The 16,911-nt window shown below is 70.0% G+C and carries 20 protein-coding genes; 8 read left to right on the plus strand and 12 right to left on the minus strand.

From position 1 onward, the window contains the following. From VJT49_RS17675 to VJT49_RS17700, 6 genes are all read left to right on the plus strand, one after another. On the plus strand, nucleotides 1-942 hold a 942-nt coding region (locus VJT49_RS17675; RefSeq protein WP_324165934.1), incomplete at its 5' end, for an Acg family FMN-binding oxidoreductase. Next, the gene (locus tag VJT49_RS17680) at nucleotides 939-1,979 is read left to right on the plus strand and encodes an Acg family FMN-binding oxidoreductase (protein ID WP_324165935.1); all 1,041 of its coding nucleotides are present in this window, start codon (nucleotides 939-941) and stop codon (nucleotides 1,977-1,979) included. The genes VJT49_RS17675 and VJT49_RS17680, both read left to right, overlap by 4 nt. A gap of 115 nt (nucleotides 1,980-2,094) precedes the next feature. Then, complete coding sequence (adhP, locus tag VJT49_RS17685) at nucleotides 2,095-3,105, plus strand: alcohol dehydrogenase AdhP (protein ID WP_324165936.1); 1,011 nt, start codon at nucleotides 2,095-2,097, stop codon at nucleotides 3,103-3,105. A 1-nt stretch (nucleotide 3,106) separates the two neighbouring features. After that, complete coding sequence (locus VJT49_RS17690; RefSeq protein ID WP_324165937.1) at nucleotides 3,107-4,555, plus strand: multicopper oxidase family protein; 1,449 nt, start codon at nucleotides 3,107-3,109, stop codon at nucleotides 4,553-4,555. 42 nt (nucleotides 4,556-4,597) lie between these two features. Next, nucleotides 4,598-5,002 carry a CBS domain-containing protein gene (locus VJT49_RS17695; RefSeq protein ID WP_324165938.1) on the plus strand — a complete coding sequence of 135 codons (405 nt, stop codon included), beginning with the start codon at nucleotides 4,598-4,600 and terminating at the stop codon, nucleotides 5,000-5,002. Nucleotides 5,003-5,008: 6 nt separating this feature from the next. After that, nucleotides 5,009-6,787, plus strand: coding sequence for a SulP family inorganic anion transporter (locus VJT49_RS17700; RefSeq protein WP_324165939.1), 1,779 nt, complete (start codon nucleotides 5,009-5,011; stop codon nucleotides 6,785-6,787). 266 nt (nucleotides 6,788-7,053) lie between these two features. On the opposite strand, the gene VJT49_RS17705 is transcribed toward VJT49_RS17700, so the two are convergent. Together VJT49_RS17705 and VJT49_RS17710 are read right to left on the minus strand one after the other, a co-directional pair. After that, the gene (locus tag VJT49_RS17705) at nucleotides 7,054-7,407 is read right to left on the minus strand and encodes a hypothetical protein (RefSeq protein ID WP_324165940.1); all 354 of its coding nucleotides are present in this window, start codon (nucleotides 7,405-7,407) and stop codon (nucleotides 7,054-7,056) included. Continuing rightward, a complete protein-coding gene (locus VJT49_RS17710; RefSeq protein ID WP_324165941.1) occupies nucleotides 7,400-7,714 on the minus strand; it encodes a hypothetical protein in 315 nt (104 codons plus the stop codon). The genes VJT49_RS17705 and VJT49_RS17710 overlap by 8 nt, the downstream gene beginning before the upstream one ends. 209 nt (nucleotides 7,715-7,923) lie before the next feature. Here VJT49_RS17710 and VJT49_RS17715 point away from each other — a divergent pair, with 209 nt between their 5' ends. Further along, nucleotides 7,924-8,106 (plus strand): hypothetical protein, encoded by a 183-nt coding sequence (locus tag VJT49_RS17715; RefSeq protein WP_324165942.1) that lies wholly within the window; start codon nucleotides 7,924-7,926, stop codon nucleotides 8,104-8,106. Between the two features lie 317 nt (nucleotides 8,107-8,423). Here the strand turns inward: VJT49_RS17715 and VJT49_RS17720 are convergent, their stop codons facing one another. Beyond that, complete coding sequence (locus VJT49_RS17720) at nucleotides 8,424-9,077, minus strand: phosphoribosyltransferase (protein WP_324165943.1); 654 nt, start codon at nucleotides 9,075-9,077, stop codon at nucleotides 8,424-8,426. A 257-nt stretch (nucleotides 9,078-9,334) separates the two neighbouring features. Between VJT49_RS17720 and VJT49_RS17725 the strand changes: the two genes are divergently transcribed. Then, nucleotides 9,335-9,880 (plus strand): CBS domain-containing protein, encoded by a 546-nt coding sequence (locus VJT49_RS17725; protein ID WP_324165944.1) that lies wholly within the window; start codon nucleotides 9,335-9,337, stop codon nucleotides 9,878-9,880. A 557-nt stretch (nucleotides 9,881-10,437) separates the two neighbouring features. Here VJT49_RS17725 and VJT49_RS17730 read toward each other — a convergent pair. The 9 genes from VJT49_RS17730 to VJT49_RS17770 form a co-directional block, all read right to left on the minus strand. Beyond that, complete coding sequence (locus tag VJT49_RS17730) at nucleotides 10,438-10,653, minus strand: PLDc N-terminal domain-containing protein (protein ID WP_324165945.1); 216 nt, start codon at nucleotides 10,651-10,653, stop codon at nucleotides 10,438-10,440. A 219-nt stretch (nucleotides 10,654-10,872) separates the two neighbouring features. Further along, nucleotides 10,873-12,006: a cysteine--tRNA ligase gene (locus VJT49_RS17735; protein ID WP_414636006.1), complete on the minus strand. Its 1,134-nt coding sequence runs from the start codon at nucleotides 12,004-12,006 to the stop codon at nucleotides 10,873-10,875. 1 nt (nucleotide 12,007) lies between these two features. Further along, on the minus strand, nucleotides 12,008-12,241 hold the full coding sequence (locus VJT49_RS17740; protein ID WP_324165946.1) for an SHOCT domain-containing protein: 234 nt from the start codon (nucleotides 12,239-12,241) through the stop codon (nucleotides 12,008-12,010). A gap of 22 nt (nucleotides 12,242-12,263) precedes the next feature. Next, on the minus strand, nucleotides 12,264-12,680 hold the full coding sequence (locus VJT49_RS17745; protein ID WP_324165947.1) for an HPP family protein: 417 nt from the start codon (nucleotides 12,678-12,680) through the stop codon (nucleotides 12,264-12,266). Between the two features lie 522 nt (nucleotides 12,681-13,202). Then, a complete protein-coding gene (locus VJT49_RS17750) occupies nucleotides 13,203-13,859 on the minus strand; it encodes a GAF domain-containing protein (RefSeq protein WP_324165948.1) in 657 nt (218 codons plus the stop codon). Next, on the minus strand, nucleotides 13,843-14,445 hold the full coding sequence (locus VJT49_RS17755) for a GTP-binding protein (protein ID WP_414636007.1): 603 nt from the start codon (nucleotides 14,443-14,445) through the stop codon (nucleotides 13,843-13,845). Before VJT49_RS17755 ends, VJT49_RS17750 begins: the two co-directional genes overlap by 17 nt. Further along, nucleotides 14,423-14,803: a DUF742 domain-containing protein gene (locus tag VJT49_RS17760; protein WP_324165950.1), complete on the minus strand. Its 381-nt coding sequence runs from the start codon at nucleotides 14,801-14,803 to the stop codon at nucleotides 14,423-14,425. The genes VJT49_RS17755 and VJT49_RS17760 overlap by 23 nt, the downstream gene beginning before the upstream one ends. Nucleotides 14,804-14,806: 3 nt before the next feature. After that, on the minus strand, nucleotides 14,807-15,226 hold the full coding sequence (locus tag VJT49_RS17765; RefSeq protein ID WP_324165951.1) for a roadblock/LC7 domain-containing protein: 420 nt from the start codon (nucleotides 15,224-15,226) through the stop codon (nucleotides 14,807-14,809). Continuing rightward, nucleotides 15,216-16,802 (minus strand): sensor histidine kinase, encoded by a 1,587-nt coding sequence (locus VJT49_RS17770; RefSeq protein WP_324165952.1) that lies wholly within the window; start codon nucleotides 16,800-16,802, stop codon nucleotides 15,216-15,218. The genes VJT49_RS17765 and VJT49_RS17770 overlap by 11 nt, the downstream gene beginning before the upstream one ends. Between the last annotated feature and the right edge of the window lie 109 nt (nucleotides 16,803-16,911).

The following is a 16,911-nucleotide window of genomic DNA, read 5'->3' on the forward strand; positions in this document are numbered from 1 at the left end:
GCCCTGGACGCGGCCATCCGCGCGCCGTCTCCGCACAACTCGCAGCCGTGGCGGTTCGAGGTGACCGGCGAGCGGATCGACGTCTTCCTCGACACCGGGCGGGTCCTCGACGTCGCCGACCGCGACGCCCGCGAAGCGAGGTTGTCGTGCGGCGCGGCCATCCTCAACATGCGCGTCGCCCTGCTGGCCGCGGGACGGACCGCCGTGGTGCACCTGCTGCCGGACCGGGCCAACGGCGAGCATCTGGCGACGGTGGGCATCGGGGGAGCACGGCCGCCGGCCCCCGCGGACATCGCACTGGCGCGGGCAATCGGGTTGCGCCGCAGCAATCGGCGGCCGTTCACCAACCGACCACTGCCCGCGCGGGTCCGGCGTGCGCTGATCGACGCCGCGAGCGCGGAGGGCGCCGAACTCGTCCTCCTGGAGCACCCCGGCGATCTCGACGCGCTCGCCGCCCTGCTGCGGCACGCCGAGCACGTGCAGAGCGAAGACCCGGAGTTCCTGGCGGAACTGGCCCGGTGGACGGCCACCGGGAGCGCCCGCGACGACGGCGTCCCGGTCACCGCCGGCGGCCCGCGTCCCGATCCCGGCAGCTTGCTCACCCCGCGGCACTACGCGACCGAGAGGAGTGTCCCCGGCCGACCCTACGAGCGGGACCTGCTGGTGTCGGTGCTCAACTCCCGCACCGACACGCCACTGGCCCAGCTGCGCGCCGGCCAGGGCATGCAGCGGGTGCTGCTCACCGCGACCAACGCCGGGGTGAGCGCGTCGTTCCTGTCCCAGCCCGTGGAGATCCCGGCCACCCGGGTCGCGCTGCGGCAGCTGCTCGGGGGGCAGCCGTATCCGCAGGTCGTGCTGCGCTTCGGCTACGGCTTCACCGCGCCCGCCACGCGGCGCCGCGCGGTGGAAGCCGTCACCCACATCACGGAGGCCATGTCATGACCTGGTCAAGCACTGAAATCGGGGCGCTGGCCCGCGTGGTCGGCCAGGCGCCGTCGGTGCACAACACCCAGCCCTGGGCGTTGCAGGCCCGCGCCGAGTCCGTCGAGCTGTTCGAACGATTCGAGGCCACGCTGCCCCGCCACGACCCCCACGGCCGTGACCGGACGATCTCGTGCGGCGCGGCACTGGCCAACCTCGAACTCGGGGTCCGCGCCCTGGGCCGGGCGGCCGAGGTCGCGCTGCTTCCGGACCCCGCGCGACCGAGTCTCGTCGCCGGTGTCCGGCAGACCGGGCGGGCGAACCCCACTGCCACGGATGTCGAGCGCTATGCGGCGATCTTCCGGCGGCACAGCTACCGCGGGCCGTTCAGCCTGCACACGGTCTCCCCGGCGGCGTCGCACGAACTGGCCACCGCGGCGACGGAGCCGGGCGTGCAGGCCCGGGTGATCCAACCGCGTACCGAGGCCGCCGTGCTGGCCAAGCTGTTCGACCACGCGGCCGAAGTGTTTCGCGGTGACCCCGCCTACCAGCGGGAGCTGTCCTCGTGGGTTTTCGAGCCGAGCGACACCACCGTGCCATGGGGTGGCCTGGTGCGCGCGGACACCCACATACCGGACATCGTCACGCTGACCGAGCGCCTGATGCGCGAAGGCACCCTAATGCTGCTCACACCCGGCGACAGCCGGCTCGACCATCTTCTGGCCGGGGCCGCCATGCAGCGGGTCTGGCTGACCGCGATCACCCGTGGGATGGTGGCGTCCGTACTGACCCAGCCGCTGCACCTGCCCGAGATCCGCTCCGGTCTGATCGAACTGCTCGGGCTTGCCGGCTACCCGCAGCTCTTCCTCCGGGTGGGACACCCCGTCCACGCCGAAGAACCGGAAGCCGTCCTCACCGGGGACAGCCGAGCGGTCCACGTCTCCAGTTCGAGGACGGCCACCGGCGCGATGGCCGGAGACGAAGCGTTGTCGACGTCTTCCACGGTACGGAATGCGGCGTCCAGGGGGCGGCTGGGCGACGTGTGGAATGACGAGTGAGGTGGCTGATCGTCGGGTGCGAAGTCCCCTGCCCGCGGGACTTTGGGCTCTGTCGCCGGTGCGGGTGATGCCGCCAGAGTCGGGGTCGACGGTGAAGCGGTACAAGGAGGAATTCATGAAAGCGGCCGTGGTGCCCGAATTCAACGCCAAGCTGGAAATCCGGGATCTTCCGGTGCCAGAGCCCGGTCCGGGCCAGGTGCTCGTGCGGATGGTGGCCAGCGGGATCTGCCACACCGACATTCACGCCGCGCACGGCGACTGGCCGGTGAAGCCGAATCCACCGTTCGTGCCCGGTCACGAGGGCATTGGTGTCGTCGAGAAACCCGGCCAGGGTGCGACCCTGCATTCGGTGGGGGACCGGGTAGCGATCGCGTGGCTGGGTTCGGCGTGCGGACATTGCTCGTATTGCGTGTCCGGCTGGGAGACGCTGTGCGAGTCGCAGCGGAACAGCGGCTATTCGGTAGATGGCGCCTACGCGGAGTACGCGGTGGCCGATGACCGGTTCGTGGTCTCCGTTCCCGATGAAGTGTCCTCTTTGGACGCGGCGCCGCTGACGTGTGCGGGGGTGACCACCTTCAAGGCGGTCAAGGTTTCCCGGTTGCAGCCGGGTGAGACGGCGGTGGTGTTCGGCATCGGCGGTCTCGGGCATCTCGCCGTGCAGTACGCGCGGATCTTCGGCGCGAAGGTGATCGCCGTCGACCTCGAGGACGAAAAGCTGCGCTTGGCGACGAGTCTGGGCGCGGACCACGTGATCAATGCCCGAACCGCCGATCCGGTCGAGGCGATTCGCGACCTGGGCGGCGCGGACGTGGCGGTCGCGCTCGCGGTCGCGCCCAAGCCGTTCGAACAGGCGTTGTCGTCGTTGCGCCGCGGCGGGCGGCTGGTCTGTGTGGCGCTGCCCGCGGACGGCACGATGAGCGTGCCGATCTTCGACATGGTGCTCGGCGGGAAGTCGGTCATCGGCTCGATCGTCGGGACGCGCCAAGATCTGGCCGACGTGTTCGCCCTGCATGCCGCGGGGCGGACGAAGGTCATCGCCGAAAGCCGCGAGCTGGTCGACGTCAATGCCTGCTTCGACGAGGTGCTGTCCGGCCGTGTGCCCGCCCGGCTCGTGTTCGAGTTCTGACATGCGTTACCTCGACCGTCGCGCGTTTCTGCGGGCCGGGCTGGCCGTGGCCGGGGCCGGGTTGCTCGGTGAGTGCGCGCCGAATCCGGAAATTCCGGCCGGGCTGGTGTTGCCCACCGATCCGAGGGTCGCGGCGGTCGAGGCCGGACGTCACGCCACCGGCGTCGTCAGCAGCCATCGGATCAGCGCCGAGGTGGCCGAGGTCGATCTGGGCGGGCCGCGGGTCACGACGTGGACCTACGGCGGTGTCCTGCCCGGCGCCGAGATCCGGGTCCGCGCGGGCGACACCGTCCAGGCCGACGTCTCCAGCCGATTGCCGGTGGACACGACCGTGCACTGGCACGGGCTGGCGATCCGCAACGACATGGACGGCGCCCACGCGATCACGCGGAACGCGATCTCGCCGGGTGGGGTGTTCCAGTACCGGTTCATCGCCGCGACACCGGGCACCCACTGGTTCCACCCGCACGTGGGCACCCAGCTCGATCGCGGCCTGTATGCCCCGCTGATCGTCGAAGACCCCGGCGAACCCGGGGACTACGACCAGGACTGGACGGTCGTGCTCGACGACTGGGTCGACGGGACCGGCACCGATCCCGAGGCGGTGCTCGCCCGGCTGCGGGCGCGGCGGGGTGGTATGGGTGGTATGGGCGGCATGGGCGGTTCCTCGCTCGGGGGAGCCGTCGCCTATCCGTATTACCTGATCAACGGCCGGGTGCCGGCCGCGCCGGTCACCTTCACCGGGCGGCCCGGGCAGCGGGCGCGGATCCGGTTGATCAACGCCGGGTCCGACACGGCGTTCCGGGTCGCACTCGGCGGCGGGCGCCTGCGGATAACCCATACCGACGGCATGCCCGTGCGGCCGGTCGACGCCGACGCACTGGTGATCGGCATGGGCGAACGGTATGACGTCCTCACCACGCTCGGTGATGGGGTGTTCCCGCTGGTGGCACTCGCCGAAGGCAAGGACGCCATCGCGCTGGCGCTGATCCGCACCGGTGGCGGATCGCCGCCACCATCGTCGGTGCGGCCTGGCGAGCTCGCCGGTGACGTCGCCGGTTACCGCGACCTCGTCGCCGCCGAAGCCGTTCGGTTGCCCGCCCGCACACCGGATATCGAGCAGGTCATCGACCTCACCGGCGGGATGATGAACTACGACTGGGGAATCAACGGCCAGGCCTTCGATCCAGCGCGCCGGCTGGGGGTCCACGAAGGCCAGCGTGTGCGGCTCACCTTCCGGAACCGGACGATGACGTGGCACCCCATGCACCTGCACGGGCACACTTTTCAACTGGACGCCGGTCCCCGCAAGGACACCGTCATCGTCCTGCCGGGCCAGACGATCGGCTGTGACCTGAACGCGGACAACCCCGGCCAGTGGATGCTCCACTGCCACAACACCTATCACGCCGAAACCGGCATGGCGACCATCCTCGGCTACCGGACCTGACCTGGCACGGCGTACACATCGCGAAAGCGAGGAGAGAGAACCATGCACGGTCTCACGGTGTCCGATTTGATGACGCACCCGGTGGTGACGGTTTCTCCGGCGACACCGTTCAAGAATGTCGCCACGGTCCTGACCCACTACCGGATCGGCTCGGTACCGGCGCTGGACTCCCGGCACTATCCGGTCGGCGTGGTGTCCGAGTCCGATCTCCTGGCCGAGGAGGACCAGCGCGGCCGCGGCGAGCCACCGTCGTGGTGGATACTGTTGCGGCGCCGGACTCGCTGGCGCAAGGCACGCGCCACGACAGCGCGGGATCTGATGACCTCGCCGGTGGTCACAGTCGGGGGCGAGGCACACCGCGCTGGTGCCCTCACCCGGGCGATCCCGGGTGTCGTGGCCGTCCACGACGAGCTCGAGTTCACTGTGGACGATCTGCTCCCCGGCTGACCCGCGATGGTGAGCCAGGATCGGCGGCGTGCCGGTTCTTTTCGGACCGTCGTCGCGCGGTCGGCGAAATTGTTTCCCGGGCTGGCGCAGCTGCGGGAGTACCGGCGGGGCTGGCTGCGCGGCGACGTGCTGGCCGGGGTGACCGTGGCGGCCTATCTGATCCCGCAGGTGATGGCGTACGCGAAGATCGCGGGTCTGCCCCCGGTGGCGGGCCTGTGGGCGGCACTGGGGCCGCTGGCGGTCTATGCCGTGTTCGGGTCGTCGCGGCAGTTGTCGGTGGGGCCGGAGTCCACCACGGCGCTGATGACCGCGGCCGCCCTGGCGCCGCTGGCCGCCGGCGACCCCGCGCACTATGCCGCGCTCGCGGCCACACTCGCCCTGCTGGTCGGCGCGCTGTGCCTGGTGGGCAGGCTGGCCAGGCTGGGGTTCGTCGCCAACCTGTTGTCCAAACCGGTACTGGTCGGCTATCTGACCGGGATCGCGGTGATCATGATCGCCAGCCAGCTGGGCACCGTGACCGGTGTGCCGGTCAGCGGCGAGGGGACGGTCGCGGAAACGCGGTCGTGGCTGGCCCGGCTCGATCTTGTGCACTGGCCCACCGTGACGCTGGCCGCGGTGGTCCTGGCGTTCTTGCTGGTGCTCAGCCGGTTCGCCCGGCGGCTTCCGGTGCCGCTGATCGGGATGCTGCTGGCCACCGTCGCGGTCGCGGTCTTTCACGGGCAGGGCAGGGGAATCCGCGTGGTCGGCGCCATTCCCGTGGGGCTTCCGACACCAGGCCTGCCCGCGTTCCGTCTCGACGAACTGCCCGGACTGCTGCTGCCCGCGTTCGGGGTAACGATCGTCGCGCTGTCCGACATGGTGCTCACCTCCCGCGCGTTCGCCGCGCGCAGGGGGCAGCACGTCGACGCGAATCAGGAACTGCGGGCGCTGGGCCTGGTGAACCTCTCGGCCGGCGCGCTGCGGGGTTTTCCGGTGAGCTGCAGCGGCAGCCGTACCGTGATAGCCGACGCGCTCGGCAGCCGCACCCAGCTGTATTCGGTGGTGACGCTGGCGACGGTGCTCGCCGCGATGTTCTTCGCGCGCCCGGTGCTCGCCGCGTTCCCGTCCGCGGCACTGGGAGCGGTGGTGATCTACGCGGCGCTCCGCCTGATCGACCTGGGCGAGTTCCGGCGGATCGCCGCGTTCCGGCGCAGCGAGTTGGTGCTCGCGCTGGCCACCACCGCCGGTGTGCTCGGGCTGGGTGTGCTCTACGGCGTCTTGGTCGCGGTTGGACTGTCCATAGCGGATCTTCTGCGGCGGATGGCCCGGCCGCACGACGGGATCCTCGGCTACGTGCCCGGCCTGCCGGGAATGCACGACATCGACGACTACCCGAATGCCGGGCAGGTGCCGGGGTTGGTGGTCTACCGCTATGACGCGCCGTTGTGTTTCGCCAACGCGGAGGACTTCCGGCATCGCGCCCTGGACGCCGCGTCGTCGTCCCCGGAGTGGTTCCTGCTCAATGCCGAAGCCAATGTCGACGTGGATGTCACGGGCCTCGACGCGCTCGAACAGCTTCGGGCGGAACTCCACGACCGCGGCATCGTCTTCGCCATGGCGCGGGTCAAACAGGATCTGCGAGACGAGCTCGCCTCGGCTGGAATGGTCGGCAGGATCGGCGATGACCGGCTCTTCCCGACCCTGCCGGCCGCGGTCGCCGAGTATGTGCGCTGGTACACGGCACGGCATGGACGGCCGCCCGGAGGCTTGCGGCCACCGGTGATCCCGCCCGATCCGATGGGATGACGGGAACGTCGGTCTCGGCGCTCGATGACCAAAGGGCCCGTCGCAGGCCGGCATGCCCCGGCCAGGCTGGATGGTGCTGGAGTTCCCCGATACGGAGAGGTTGTGGTCGGCGTGTCGACGTTCTCGCCGCGGTGCTGGCGTTTGCCGTGCCTGGGCCGCAAGCCCTTGGTGCGGGCGTGGGATCGGGTCGAGACAGCGGCGCCGTCCGCCACCGTCCTTTTTGTACTGTTCGCGGTGCCGTTTGCCGGCCTGCTCGGCTCGGCCCTTTACGACCGGCAGCGGGCAGAGGTGGCGACGTAGACCGCGACCCGGCACGAAGCGACCGCGACCTTGCTGGTCGACGCGCCACCGGAGACCGCGCGCGGTACCACCGTCGGTGGTACGGCGTGGGTTTCGGCGGTCTGGTCGTTGCCCGACGGCTCCGAGTGGATCGGGAGCGTGCCCGCGGACAACGGCTCGAAGGCGGGTGCGACGGTGACCGTCTGGCTGGATGAGAACGGGAACCCGGTGGGCGCGCCGAGCACGACCGAGATCGCCGCGGTGACCGGGATCACCGTGGCGGCAATGGTGTGGCTGGGCGTTGTCGCGGTGGGCTCGGGCGCATTCGGTCTGTCAGGCACCCAGCCGCTCTTCGGTGAGCATGGCGGTCAGCTCCGAGATCAGCAATCGGCGCTTGTGGGGGGCGGGAATGGCAGGCGGCTCGATCTGCGGGGCCTGGCCCTCGCGCGCGGTCAGGCCGAGCATGTCGAGCAGTTCCCGAAGATCGTCCGCGTCCCGCGCATGCCGCGCAACCGTGCGCGCCGCGTGGTGCCGTTCCTCCGGTGTCGGGACACCGCACGCCGTGCGGGTTCGGTTCTCATGACTGGCACCGTAGAAGCCTGCCCGGCCCGGCCACGATGGCCGGAAGGCGCTATTGGTGGGGACCAAAGTTTTCCGGCCGCTCGCCTGGTGCCGGAAACGCCGAGTCGGCCAGGTCTCCGTGGACGCGCTGGCCGACTCGGCTGAGTGGTGGTCAGGATCGAGCAGCGGGCACACCCGTGAACGCGGTTGAGCGCGCGGGAGCCGGTACGCCAGGATGGAAGCGCTCGCACGTCGACCTTGTGTAGCACGGCGGGCCCCTGCCAGGCCGGCAGTTCGTGGGCAAGGCGCGGGTCGGCGCTCAACACTTCGAGCACGACGCTGCCGTCGACGGTCTCGTGTTCCATCAGCCGTTCGGCGAGTTGGTCGAGTGCCGCGCGGTGCTCGCGCGATGTTCGTATGGCGAGTTCTTCGGCTTGGTGCCGGTGACGGCCACGTTCTTCGCCTGCGGCTGGCGTTGAACCCGGTGTCGCCGAGCGCGGTCGGCAGCTGGCTGCTGAACGCCGAGCCGTCGGCGAGCTTGCCGTGCGCCGCGCCCTGGTCGTCGATCTCGACCGGGTTCACCTGCCCGTTGGCTACTTCGGACACTGAATCGGTGTAGGACGGCGACGGTGTGGTCGGCTTGGCGGTCAGGAGTACTGGCGGGAAAATCGCGATCGGGGTGAGGATCAGCGCGATCATCCCGGCCCGGGCCCGCCAGGCGGGCGGCGGCGGCTCGGGGTTGGGCGCCGGGTCCGGACTTCGCCGTACGAGACATCTCCTTGTCCTTTCTCGCCGGTCAAGCGGGGATGAGTTCGGGTGCCGGCGCCGGTGCGAGCGAGGCGAGGGCGTCTTCGTCGGTGAGCGGCGGGAACTCGCCGTGGACGCCGCGCGCGGTCACGGCCGTGGGTTGCTGCCGCAGGCACACGATCTGGTCGGCGTCCCGGCTCAGCTGATCCAGCGCGGCGACGGGCGCGAACGGCACGGCGAGCACGACCCGGTGCGCGCCGCGCGCACGCAGCACCCGGATCGCGGCCCGCGCGGTGGCGCCGGTGGTCACCGCGTCGTCGGTGAGGATGACGGTCCGTCCGCCGACGGGTACCCGGCGGATGTGCTGGCGCAGCGGCTTGATCCGCCGTGCCAGCTCGGCCCGTTCCCGGTTGGCGGCGAAGCGAAGTTCCGCGGGCGCCATCCCCAGCCGCGCCGCGGCGTCGTAGTTGGTGACCAGGACACCGCCTTCGCCGACGGCGGCCAGTTCCGTGCCGGGCCGGCCTGGCACCTCGATCTTGCCGATCAGCAGGACGTCCAGCGGCGCGCCGAGCACGTCGGCGATTTCGCGGGCCACGACCACGCCACCGCGCGCGATACCGACGACCACCGGGTCGTCCGCGCGCAGCAGCCGGAACCGCTCGCCGAGTGCGTGGCCGGCTTGCCGACGATCCCGGAATCGCATGTGTCCTCCCTGTCCGACATCTCCTCCGATCACCATCGCGCGGCCGCACGGGGCACGGGCAGGGACCAAGGTCCTCCATGTCGTGGACGCTCGGCACTGCTGGCAGGACGCCCGCGCGGGAGAGAATTCGTTTCTGTGGCCACCGATTTGTGGCCGGGCGGATGACCGGCCTGGTGCCGGAGTTCCCGCCGTCAAGAACCGGCTCGACCAGGTGTGGAACGACGAGTGAGGCGAGCGCGATGCGTGCGTGGGAGATCATGAGCAAGCCCGTGGTTCGGGTGGGTGTGTCGACCCCGGTGCGGGAGGCCGTCGCCGCGCTGATCGAGCACGGCTTCGCGGCCCTGCCGGTCGTGGACGCGGAGAACCGGGTGGTGGGTATCTTCACCGAAGCCGACGCGCTGCAGTGCGGCGCCGGCCTGGACGGTGAGGTGGGCGCGCGCATGACGAGCCCGGTCGAGGTCGTCTCGATGTCCACCGACGTCGAGCACATCGCCCGCCACATGCTCACCGACCGGCTGCGCTGCGTGCCGGTGGTCGAGGACGGCGTGCTGGTCGGGGTGGTGAGCCGGCGGGACCTGTTGCGCCCGCTCATCCACAGCGACGACACCACCGCCACCCGGCTTCGGTCGCTGCTGGCCGACTACTCGGGTCGCCGGGACCGGTGGACGGTGCGGGTGTCCGACGGAGTCGCGACCATCACCGGCGAGTTCGACGACGAGGCCGAGCGGCGCGTGATCGGGTTGCTGGCCAAGGGAGTTCCGGGCGTGGTCCGCGCCGAGCTGCTCACCCAGGCGCCGGCTTGACCGCCGCCGGCCTCGCGGCCGCCGACCTCGCGCGGCGCCGGGCCGATGGCCGGGTCAATGACGTGCCCGCGCGGGCGAGCCGGAGCGTCTGGGGGATCTTGCGGGACACGTCTTCACGCGGATCAACGCGATCTTCGGCGTGCTGTTCCTCCTCATGCTGTCGACGGATTTCCGGGGTCGGCCTCGCCGGGCTGGACAGCCGCCACACGCATGATCACGATTTTCGGGCGGAATCCCTGGGTCAGAAAGGGGCTAGGGGCGGCACCGCCAGGGACCCCTGGCCATCCCGCCCGGACGGGTGTGCGCGCCAGGCTGAAGGGCATGACGTTGACCCCCACCCGACAAACCCTCCACGACCTGTTCGGCCTCCACCGCTAAGCACCCGCCCGCTGACCACCGCACTACCCGGACCTGGGTAATACATCGAACCCGCCTCAAAACCCAGCCCTGCCAGCGCAAACAACAAAAACGATCAAGAAAGGCCGGAAACTCGGGCTGGCAGCTCGAATCCGGTTTGCGGAGCCGATTTCGTTGAGGTGGCCGTGATTCCGGCCTCCTCATCTCTTCCTGCCATAGCACAGGTAGGCGACGGGACCGATGAAGTTGACAGCGATAGCGAAGGCCCAGGCTTTCTTGGGCCCACGGACCGCCGAGGCGGGCCGGTGCGCCAGATCCCACCACGCCGTCGCCGCGAGCGTGACCTGGGCAACCGACGCGACGGCCACCAGCCCACGTGCCCGGGGGCCAAGCTCGCTCCACCGTTTACCTGCCATGATTCACCTTCCTGCCCTGGCCGGCCCGCACTACGAGCCGACAGTCCACTTTGGATTGAATGTCCGCGGCGACGGCCTCCGGGGACGAGGAAGTCGGCCTTGGGTCCCGGGATGTCCCCGTCGGGCTCGGTCGCGCCGCCGAGCATCCACAGCGCCCAGCGCCACACCGGCGATCCGGCCGAGCTGACTCGTTGCCCGGAACATCGTGTCCTCCAGCTGTCAGGTCAGGCCGAGGGTGCTGGTGAGCAGCCGCGCGGCGTCGCCTCCGGCGTCGGTGGCCACGTCGAGCGCGGCGGGCACGTCGAGGTCGGTGCCGAGCAGGCGGCGGATCTCGGCGACCGCCGAGGGCCGTGTGTGAGGAAGCCCGCTCGCGCGGTGCAAGGCCTCGAGCCGGTTCGCCGCTTCGGTGAGCAGCGCGGGCGTGTAGTCCCAGCTGCTGGCCCACGGCCGGGCCAGGATCATCAGCCGGATCACAGCGGCGGGCTGGACGGCGAGCAGGTCTTCGGCCAGCACGAGGTTGCCCGCCGATTTCGCCATCTTCGCGCCGCCGATGGTCACTGTGCCGACGTGCAGCCAGGCCCGCGCACAGGGCCGGACCCCGGTCAGCGCTTCGGCCATCGCGGCGTGCAGCGTGTGGTGGGGGAACTTGAGGTCCGCGCCGCCGGCGTGGATGTCGACGGCCGGGCCGAACACCGACAACGCCATCGCGGCGCACTCGGCGTGCCAGCCCGGACGTCCGGGACCCCAGGGGGAGTCCCACGCCGGATAGCCGGGCTCGCCCGCCTGCCACACGGCCGCGTCCAGCGGGGCGTCCTTGGCGGGATCGCCCGGCCTGTCACCGAATTGGGCTGCCAGCCGCAGGGCTTCGTCGCGGCCGGTCCCGGCGGCTTCGACCGCCGGGCCGCCGCGGAAGTAGACACTGCCGTCGCGGACGTATGCGGCGCCGCTTTCCACCAGCGCGGCGGCCAGCCTGATCACCGGACGGACATAGCGGTGTGCCCGTGGTTCGTAGTCGGGGGCGCGCACGTTCAATGCCGCCATCTCGCCCTCGAACCGGAACTCCCCGAACGCGGCGAAGTCGTCGTAGCGCAGGCCTTCCCGCTTCGCCGCGCGGACGAGAACGTCGTCGACGTCGGTCACGTTGCGGCACAGGACCGGTTCGACGCCAAGGGTTCGCAGCACGCGCGTCAGCGTGTCGACCCACACGAACGTCGCGGCGTGGCCGAGATGGGTCACGTCGTAGGGCGTGATCCCGCACGCATAGATCCGCGCCTGGTCCATCAGCGGCATCGATCGCCCGCCCAGCGTGATGCTCGCCAGGCCGGTTCCGGTGCGCGGCGTCGCCTGGTACATGTCAACGGCGCAGCGCTGACCGGCGCAGCTCGTACTCGTCTTTGTCGATCTCGCCGCGGGCGAACCGCTCGTCGAGGATCCGCATCGCCTCGTCGTGGCCACCCCGGTACGGATGCGCGAAACGGCGCAGCAGCACCACGACGACGGTGATGAGACCGCCCCACAGCAGCAGCATCGAAATGAGCGCCAGCGCCCCGCCGGCCCAGCCGCCGAAACCGTAGTCCCAGTAATGCATCTTCAGCCCACCTCGTCTTCTGCTAGGACTCGCGGTCGAGCCGGGCGAGCAGGTCGCGCCAGCTGACCATCCCGACGACGAGCTGTCTGTCGACCACGGGTATGCAGCGCTGGTGTGCCTCGACCATCGCCGTGGCCAGGTCGGTCAGGTCCGCGTCGGCCGGAATGGCCAGTGCGGGCGCGCGCATCACCTGCTTCACCAGCCGAATGGCGATGCCGACCAACACGCCGTCCTCGGGTTCCGGCGCGCGCCGGGGGCCGGGGGTGTAGCGCGCTCCGCCGAGATCGGCTTCGGTGATCAGACCGATCAGCCGGCCGGAGCCGGAGAAGACCGGCAGCGTGGTGAAACCTTTGTCCATCATCAGCGCGGCCGCCTCTTCGATGGTCGCGTCGGCTGTCACGCCGATGACCGGCGTGCTCATGATTTCCCGTACCCGCACAACACGATCATGCTGCGCCCTGGCTTGCGTTCGAAAGGGTCGAAAGGCACTCGCTGCCGGGGAGATGATGGGTCGCCGCGGGGCCGTCCGGCTCCATCTCGGGTGACAAACGGCCCATCCCGGCCGGTACCGCGAATCGCGAGGCTTGTCGGTTGGCGGACGAACGGAACCGATTACCGACGAGAGCCGGCGATGACTGGCACGGCGCCCATCGTGGTCGGAGTGGACGGTTCGACGGGCGCGTGGTGGGTCACTGGGACGCGCCGTAGACCGGGCGGCGAAACGGAGGCATCGCCGCCAACCGCGCGCGGAGGGCTCGTTTCTCTTCGCGGTTCGGCCGACCGGCTATGGGCGGACGCCCGGCGAGCGGACGCCCGGCGAGCGATCGGCTCGCGGAACAACCCCATCAATCGGATTGGTCTATTCGCCATGCGCGTGCAGACGGTTCCAGACATCCGTGCCGCCGGCTCCGAGCACCGACAGCTCACACCACTCGGTCTCGCAAAAACGTCTCTCCAAAAATCAAGGGTTTCGCGAGAGCCCCGGGTCAGCTTGGCGGAAGGGGGCGAAGTCCTCCGCCGCGCCGGGGTTTTCGGCGCGCTGAATGCGTTCCACCAGCGCTTCGGCCATGCTCTTGATGAGCACCAGACCTTCGCGTCCCCATGGGCGCGGGTCGGGGTCCACGACACAGATCGTGCCCAGCGCGATGCCGGTGCGGTCGATCAGCGGCGCGCCCAGATAGGAGTGGATGCCGATCGCGTCGACCACCGGATTTCCGGCGAAGCGGGGGAAGTCGCGGACGTCTTCCAGCACCAGAGCCTTCCGTCGCACCACCACGTGCGGGCAGTAGCCGTAGTCTCGCGCCATCACCCGGCCGAACGGGGCCTGCGCGGAGGACGGGGAACCCACGCTCACCGTGGTGTCCGCAACCGCGCTGTACAACCCGGCGAGGAACTGCCGGTCCTCGCCGATGAAGTTGACCATCGCATAGCTGCCGCCGGTACGCGTGGCCAGTTCCCTGGCGAAGTCGTCGAACTCCGGGACCGGCTGGTTTCCGATGCCCAGCTCGCGCAGCCTGAGGACCCGCGCCGGTGCCTCGACATCGTTCGGTGGGAGCAGCAGATGCCGCGTGGCTATTCCGCCCTCCCAGCCGCTCTGGGAACTATCCGGCGTGGCCATGGCGCCTCCTCGAATTGATCAGATGCTGGACCAGGGAAAGAAGGACCTCGATGCCCGAGTTGGGCACCCGGGCGTCACACAGGACCACCGGTACCTCGGGGCCGAGGTCCAGTGCGGCCCGGATTTCCTGCGCCCGGTAACGGTGCGCACCGTCGAACTGGTTGACCGCGACCAGGAAGGGGATGCCACGCCGTTCGAAGAAGTCCAGCGCGGCGAAGCTGTGTTCCAATCGGCGGGTGTCGGCGAGCACCACGGCGCCCAGCGCGCCTGCCGACAACTCGTCCCACAAGAACCAGAAGCGTTCCTGTCCGGGTGTGCCGAACAGATAGAGCACATGGCGGGGGCTGAGGGTGATCCGCCCGAAGTCCATCGCGACCGTGGTGGTGGCCTTGTTCTCCACGCCGTCCAGCCGGTCGGTGGCCGCGCTGACCTCCGTCAGCAATTCCTCCGTGGACAGCGGCTCGATCTCGCTGATGGCGCCCACGAAGGTGGTTTTGCCCACGCCGAAGCCCCCGGCGACGAGGATCTTGACCGCCATCGGAAGAGGATTGGCCGCCACGACGTCAGAGCCGTTTGCGGAGACCATCCAGCACCGCCTCCAGAGTTCCCAGGTTGACCAGGTAGTCGCCCGCCGACGGCAGTTCGATGGTGCGGGTCACGACCGCGCCGTGCTCCATCAGATCGGACAGCAGGACCTTGGTCACGGTCACCGGCATCCGAAGCCGGGCCGCGATCTCGGCCACCGTCATCGGTTTCTCACACAGTTCCAGCACTTGCGCGTGGTCCGGTTCCAGCTCGTTGCGCGCAACAGTGCCTGTGGTCAGCACCATTGTCATCAGGTCGAAGTGGGATTTCGGCCTGGTACGCCCTCCGCTGACCGTGTACGGGCGAATCAGCCGCCCCGCGGCGTCGTCGAAGCAGGGATCGTCCCCGACGTCCGGCATCGTTCACCGCTCCACCGGGTGCCGGGTGGGGATGCCCAGGTGCGGGCGGACACTCTTGACCATCATCGCCATCTCATAGCCCAGCACGGACGCGTCGGCTTCGCGTCCGGCGAGCACCGCCAGATGCGCACCCTGTCCGGCGGCGGAAACGAACAGCAGCGAGTCGGTGAGTTCAACGACGATCTGTTTCACGTCGCCCCCGCCGCCTTCGAAGTGCTTTCCGGCGCTGCGCGCGAGCGAGTAGAGACCACTGGACACCGCCGCCAAATGATCGGCGGCGTCCTTGTCGACCCCGTGTGCGGCCTTCACCAGGCCGTCCGAGGACAGCAGCAGTGCGCTGCGGGTGTCCGGTACACGTTCCAGCAGTTCCCGCAGCAGCCAGGAGAGATCCGTTGCCTGGCTCGGAGACGGTTCACTGACCATGATCGTGCATTTCCTCCTTGGGGGCGAAGCTGCTGGTGTGCCGGGCCTGGCCGGCTGTCCCGTTCCCGGTCGGGGAGCTGCCGTCGTGGGACTGCTCGGCCATCCGGACGCCGGACTGGAACGCGGCCATCAGACCCGAGTCGTGTTCGTCCAGCGGAGTCCCTTCGCTGCTGGGAACCGGCGTCCGCAGCTCGGGAGCGAGGCTTTCCTGACGGCGGCGCTTGGGCAGTACCGGACGCGGCTCGGCGGCGACCGGCTCGGCGACCGGATGGGACGCCGGGCGAGCGGAGACAACGGGGGCGGGGACGGCAGGCCTGAACACGACCGGAAGGTTCGGCAGGGTCAGTTCGGTGTCCGGGGGAGTGGCCGGGGCGGAGGACGTCACCTGCGGCGCGTCCGGGTGGGAACCGAGCAAGGCGTGCGGCAACACCGCGACCGCCTGGATGCCGCCGTAGATGTTGTTCTGCAACTGGACGGCGATGCCGCGCCGGCGGGCCAGCACGGAGACCACGTACAGGCCGATCCGGCCGTCGCGGAGCTGTGCGGCGAGCGTGGTGCGGTCCGGCGTGGTGAGCAGCGAGTTCATCTTCTCGCGTTCGTCGGCGGTCATGCCGAGGCCGCGGTCTTCCACCTCGATCAGCAGGCCCGCGGTGACGTGCTGGACGCGCAACAGCACACGGGTCTGCGGCGGGGAGAACACCGTGGCGTTCTCCGCCAGTTCCGAGATCAGGTGCACCACGTCGACGACCGCGTGGCCGACGATCGTGCCCTCCACCGGAGGCACCAGTTTGACCCGCGAATAGTGCTCGATCTCGGCGACCGAGGAGCGCAACACATCGGCGACGCTGACCGGGCGGCTCCACTGGCGGTGGGAGATGGCGCCACCCAGCACGCCGAGGTTCTCCGCGTACCGCCGGATGCGGGTCGCCAGATGGTCCACACGGAACAGTCCTTTGAGGAGGTCCGGGTCCTCGACCTCGTCCTCCAGTTCGTCGAGAAGCTTGATCTCGCGGTGCACCAGCGACTGCAGCCGGCGGGCGAGATTGGGGAACACCTCGAACTGGTCCCGGTCGCCGATCTCGCCACCGAAAGGGACCGGCGCCGGGTCGGCGGCGCGCGCGGCGGCGTTCGCGTGGACGAGTAGGTTCGGCGCGTCCGGTCTCGGCTCGGGCAGTCGTGCCCGGTGCGATGACAGCGCGTGATGCGCTTCCGCTGCCTGGGCAGCTGGCCGCACTGGGTCGGGGCCACGGGCGACGACCTGCCCGGGAACGGCGAAGCGGCCGGCGATGGCTGTGGCCTCGTGGGCACCGGAGAGCCCGGCGCCCATTATGATGACGCAAGCGAGCAACAACCCGCCCCCGAGCACGAACCAGTCGGGCCGTCCGCCGAAACCGATCCCATAGGTCACCAGCAGGGCGACCGCGCCGCCGACGAGCGCGACCAGCGCCGCGGGCAGCACGGCGAGCAGCACGATGCGGCGGCGCGGGATGGTGGGCAGCGCTCTCGGAGGAAGAGGCGGAGAGTCAGGCGGCGTTGTCTCCTGGTGCGCGTTCGGGGGTGTGACGGTTTCGTGCATTTGTTGTTCCTGGTGGACGAATTGGCGTGGGCTGTCGGGCAGGTTCAGGCGCGTCATGGTCGCTACCTGGTGTTCTCGCTAATCCGTTAATCCTGCCGGGACAGCGGGG

Origin of the sequence: Amycolatopsis sp. (assembly GCF_035276945.1) — a bacterium.
Classification (GTDB): Bacteria; Actinomycetota; Actinomycetes; order Mycobacteriales; family Pseudonocardiaceae; genus Amycolatopsis_E.

Excerpts from the sequence above, each read along its gene's own strand:
- VJT49_RS17680 (WP_324165935.1), top strand. The coding sequence starts at position 939 with ATGACCTGGTCAAGCACTGAAATCGGGGCGCTGGCCCGCGTGGTCGGC.
- adhP (WP_324165936.1), top strand. The coding sequence starts at position 2,095 with ATGAAAGCGGCCGTGGTGCCCGAATTCAACGCCAAGCTGGAAATCCGG.
- VJT49_RS17690 (WP_324165937.1), top strand. The coding sequence starts at position 3,107 with ATGCGTTACCTCGACCGTCGCGCGTTTCTGCGGGCCGGGCTGGCCGTG.
- VJT49_RS17695 (WP_324165938.1), top strand. The coding sequence starts at position 4,598 with ATGCACGGTCTCACGGTGTCCGATTTGATGACGCACCCGGTGGTGACG.
- VJT49_RS17700 (WP_324165939.1), top strand. The coding sequence starts at position 5,009 with ATGGTGAGCCAGGATCGGCGGCGTGCCGGTTCTTTTCGGACCGTCGTC.
- VJT49_RS17720 (WP_324165943.1), bottom strand. The coding sequence starts at position 9,077 with ATGCGATTCCGGGATCGTCGGCAAGCCGGCCACGCACTCGGCGAGCGG.
- VJT49_RS17725 (WP_324165944.1), top strand. The coding sequence starts at position 9,335 with ATGAGCAAGCCCGTGGTTCGGGTGGGTGTGTCGACCCCGGTGCGGGAG.
- VJT49_RS17730 (WP_324165945.1), bottom strand. The coding sequence starts at position 10,653 with ATGGCAGGTAAACGGTGGAGCGAGCTTGGCCCCCGGGCACGTGGGCTG.
- VJT49_RS17735 (WP_414636006.1), bottom strand. The coding sequence starts at position 12,006 with ATGTACCAGGCGACGCCGCGCACCGGAACCGGCCTGGCGAGCATCACG.
- VJT49_RS17740 (WP_324165946.1), bottom strand. The coding sequence starts at position 12,241 with ATGCATTACTGGGACTACGGTTTCGGCGGCTGGGCCGGCGGGGCGCTG.
- VJT49_RS17750 (WP_324165948.1), bottom strand. The coding sequence starts at position 13,859 with ATGGCCACGCCGGATAGTTCCCAGAGCGGCTGGGAGGGCGGAATAGCC.
- VJT49_RS17755 (WP_414636007.1), bottom strand. The coding sequence starts at position 14,445 with ATGGTCTCCGCAAACGGCTCTGACGTCGTGGCGGCCAATCCTCTTCCG.
- VJT49_RS17760 (WP_324165950.1), bottom strand. The coding sequence starts at position 14,803 with ATGCCGGACGTCGGGGACGATCCCTGCTTCGACGACGCCGCGGGGCGG.
- VJT49_RS17765 (WP_324165951.1), bottom strand. The coding sequence starts at position 15,226 with ATGGTCAGTGAACCGTCTCCGAGCCAGGCAACGGATCTCTCCTGGCTG.
- VJT49_RS17770 (WP_324165952.1), bottom strand. The coding sequence starts at position 16,802 with ATGCACGAAACCGTCACACCCCCGAACGCGCACCAGGAGACAACGCCG.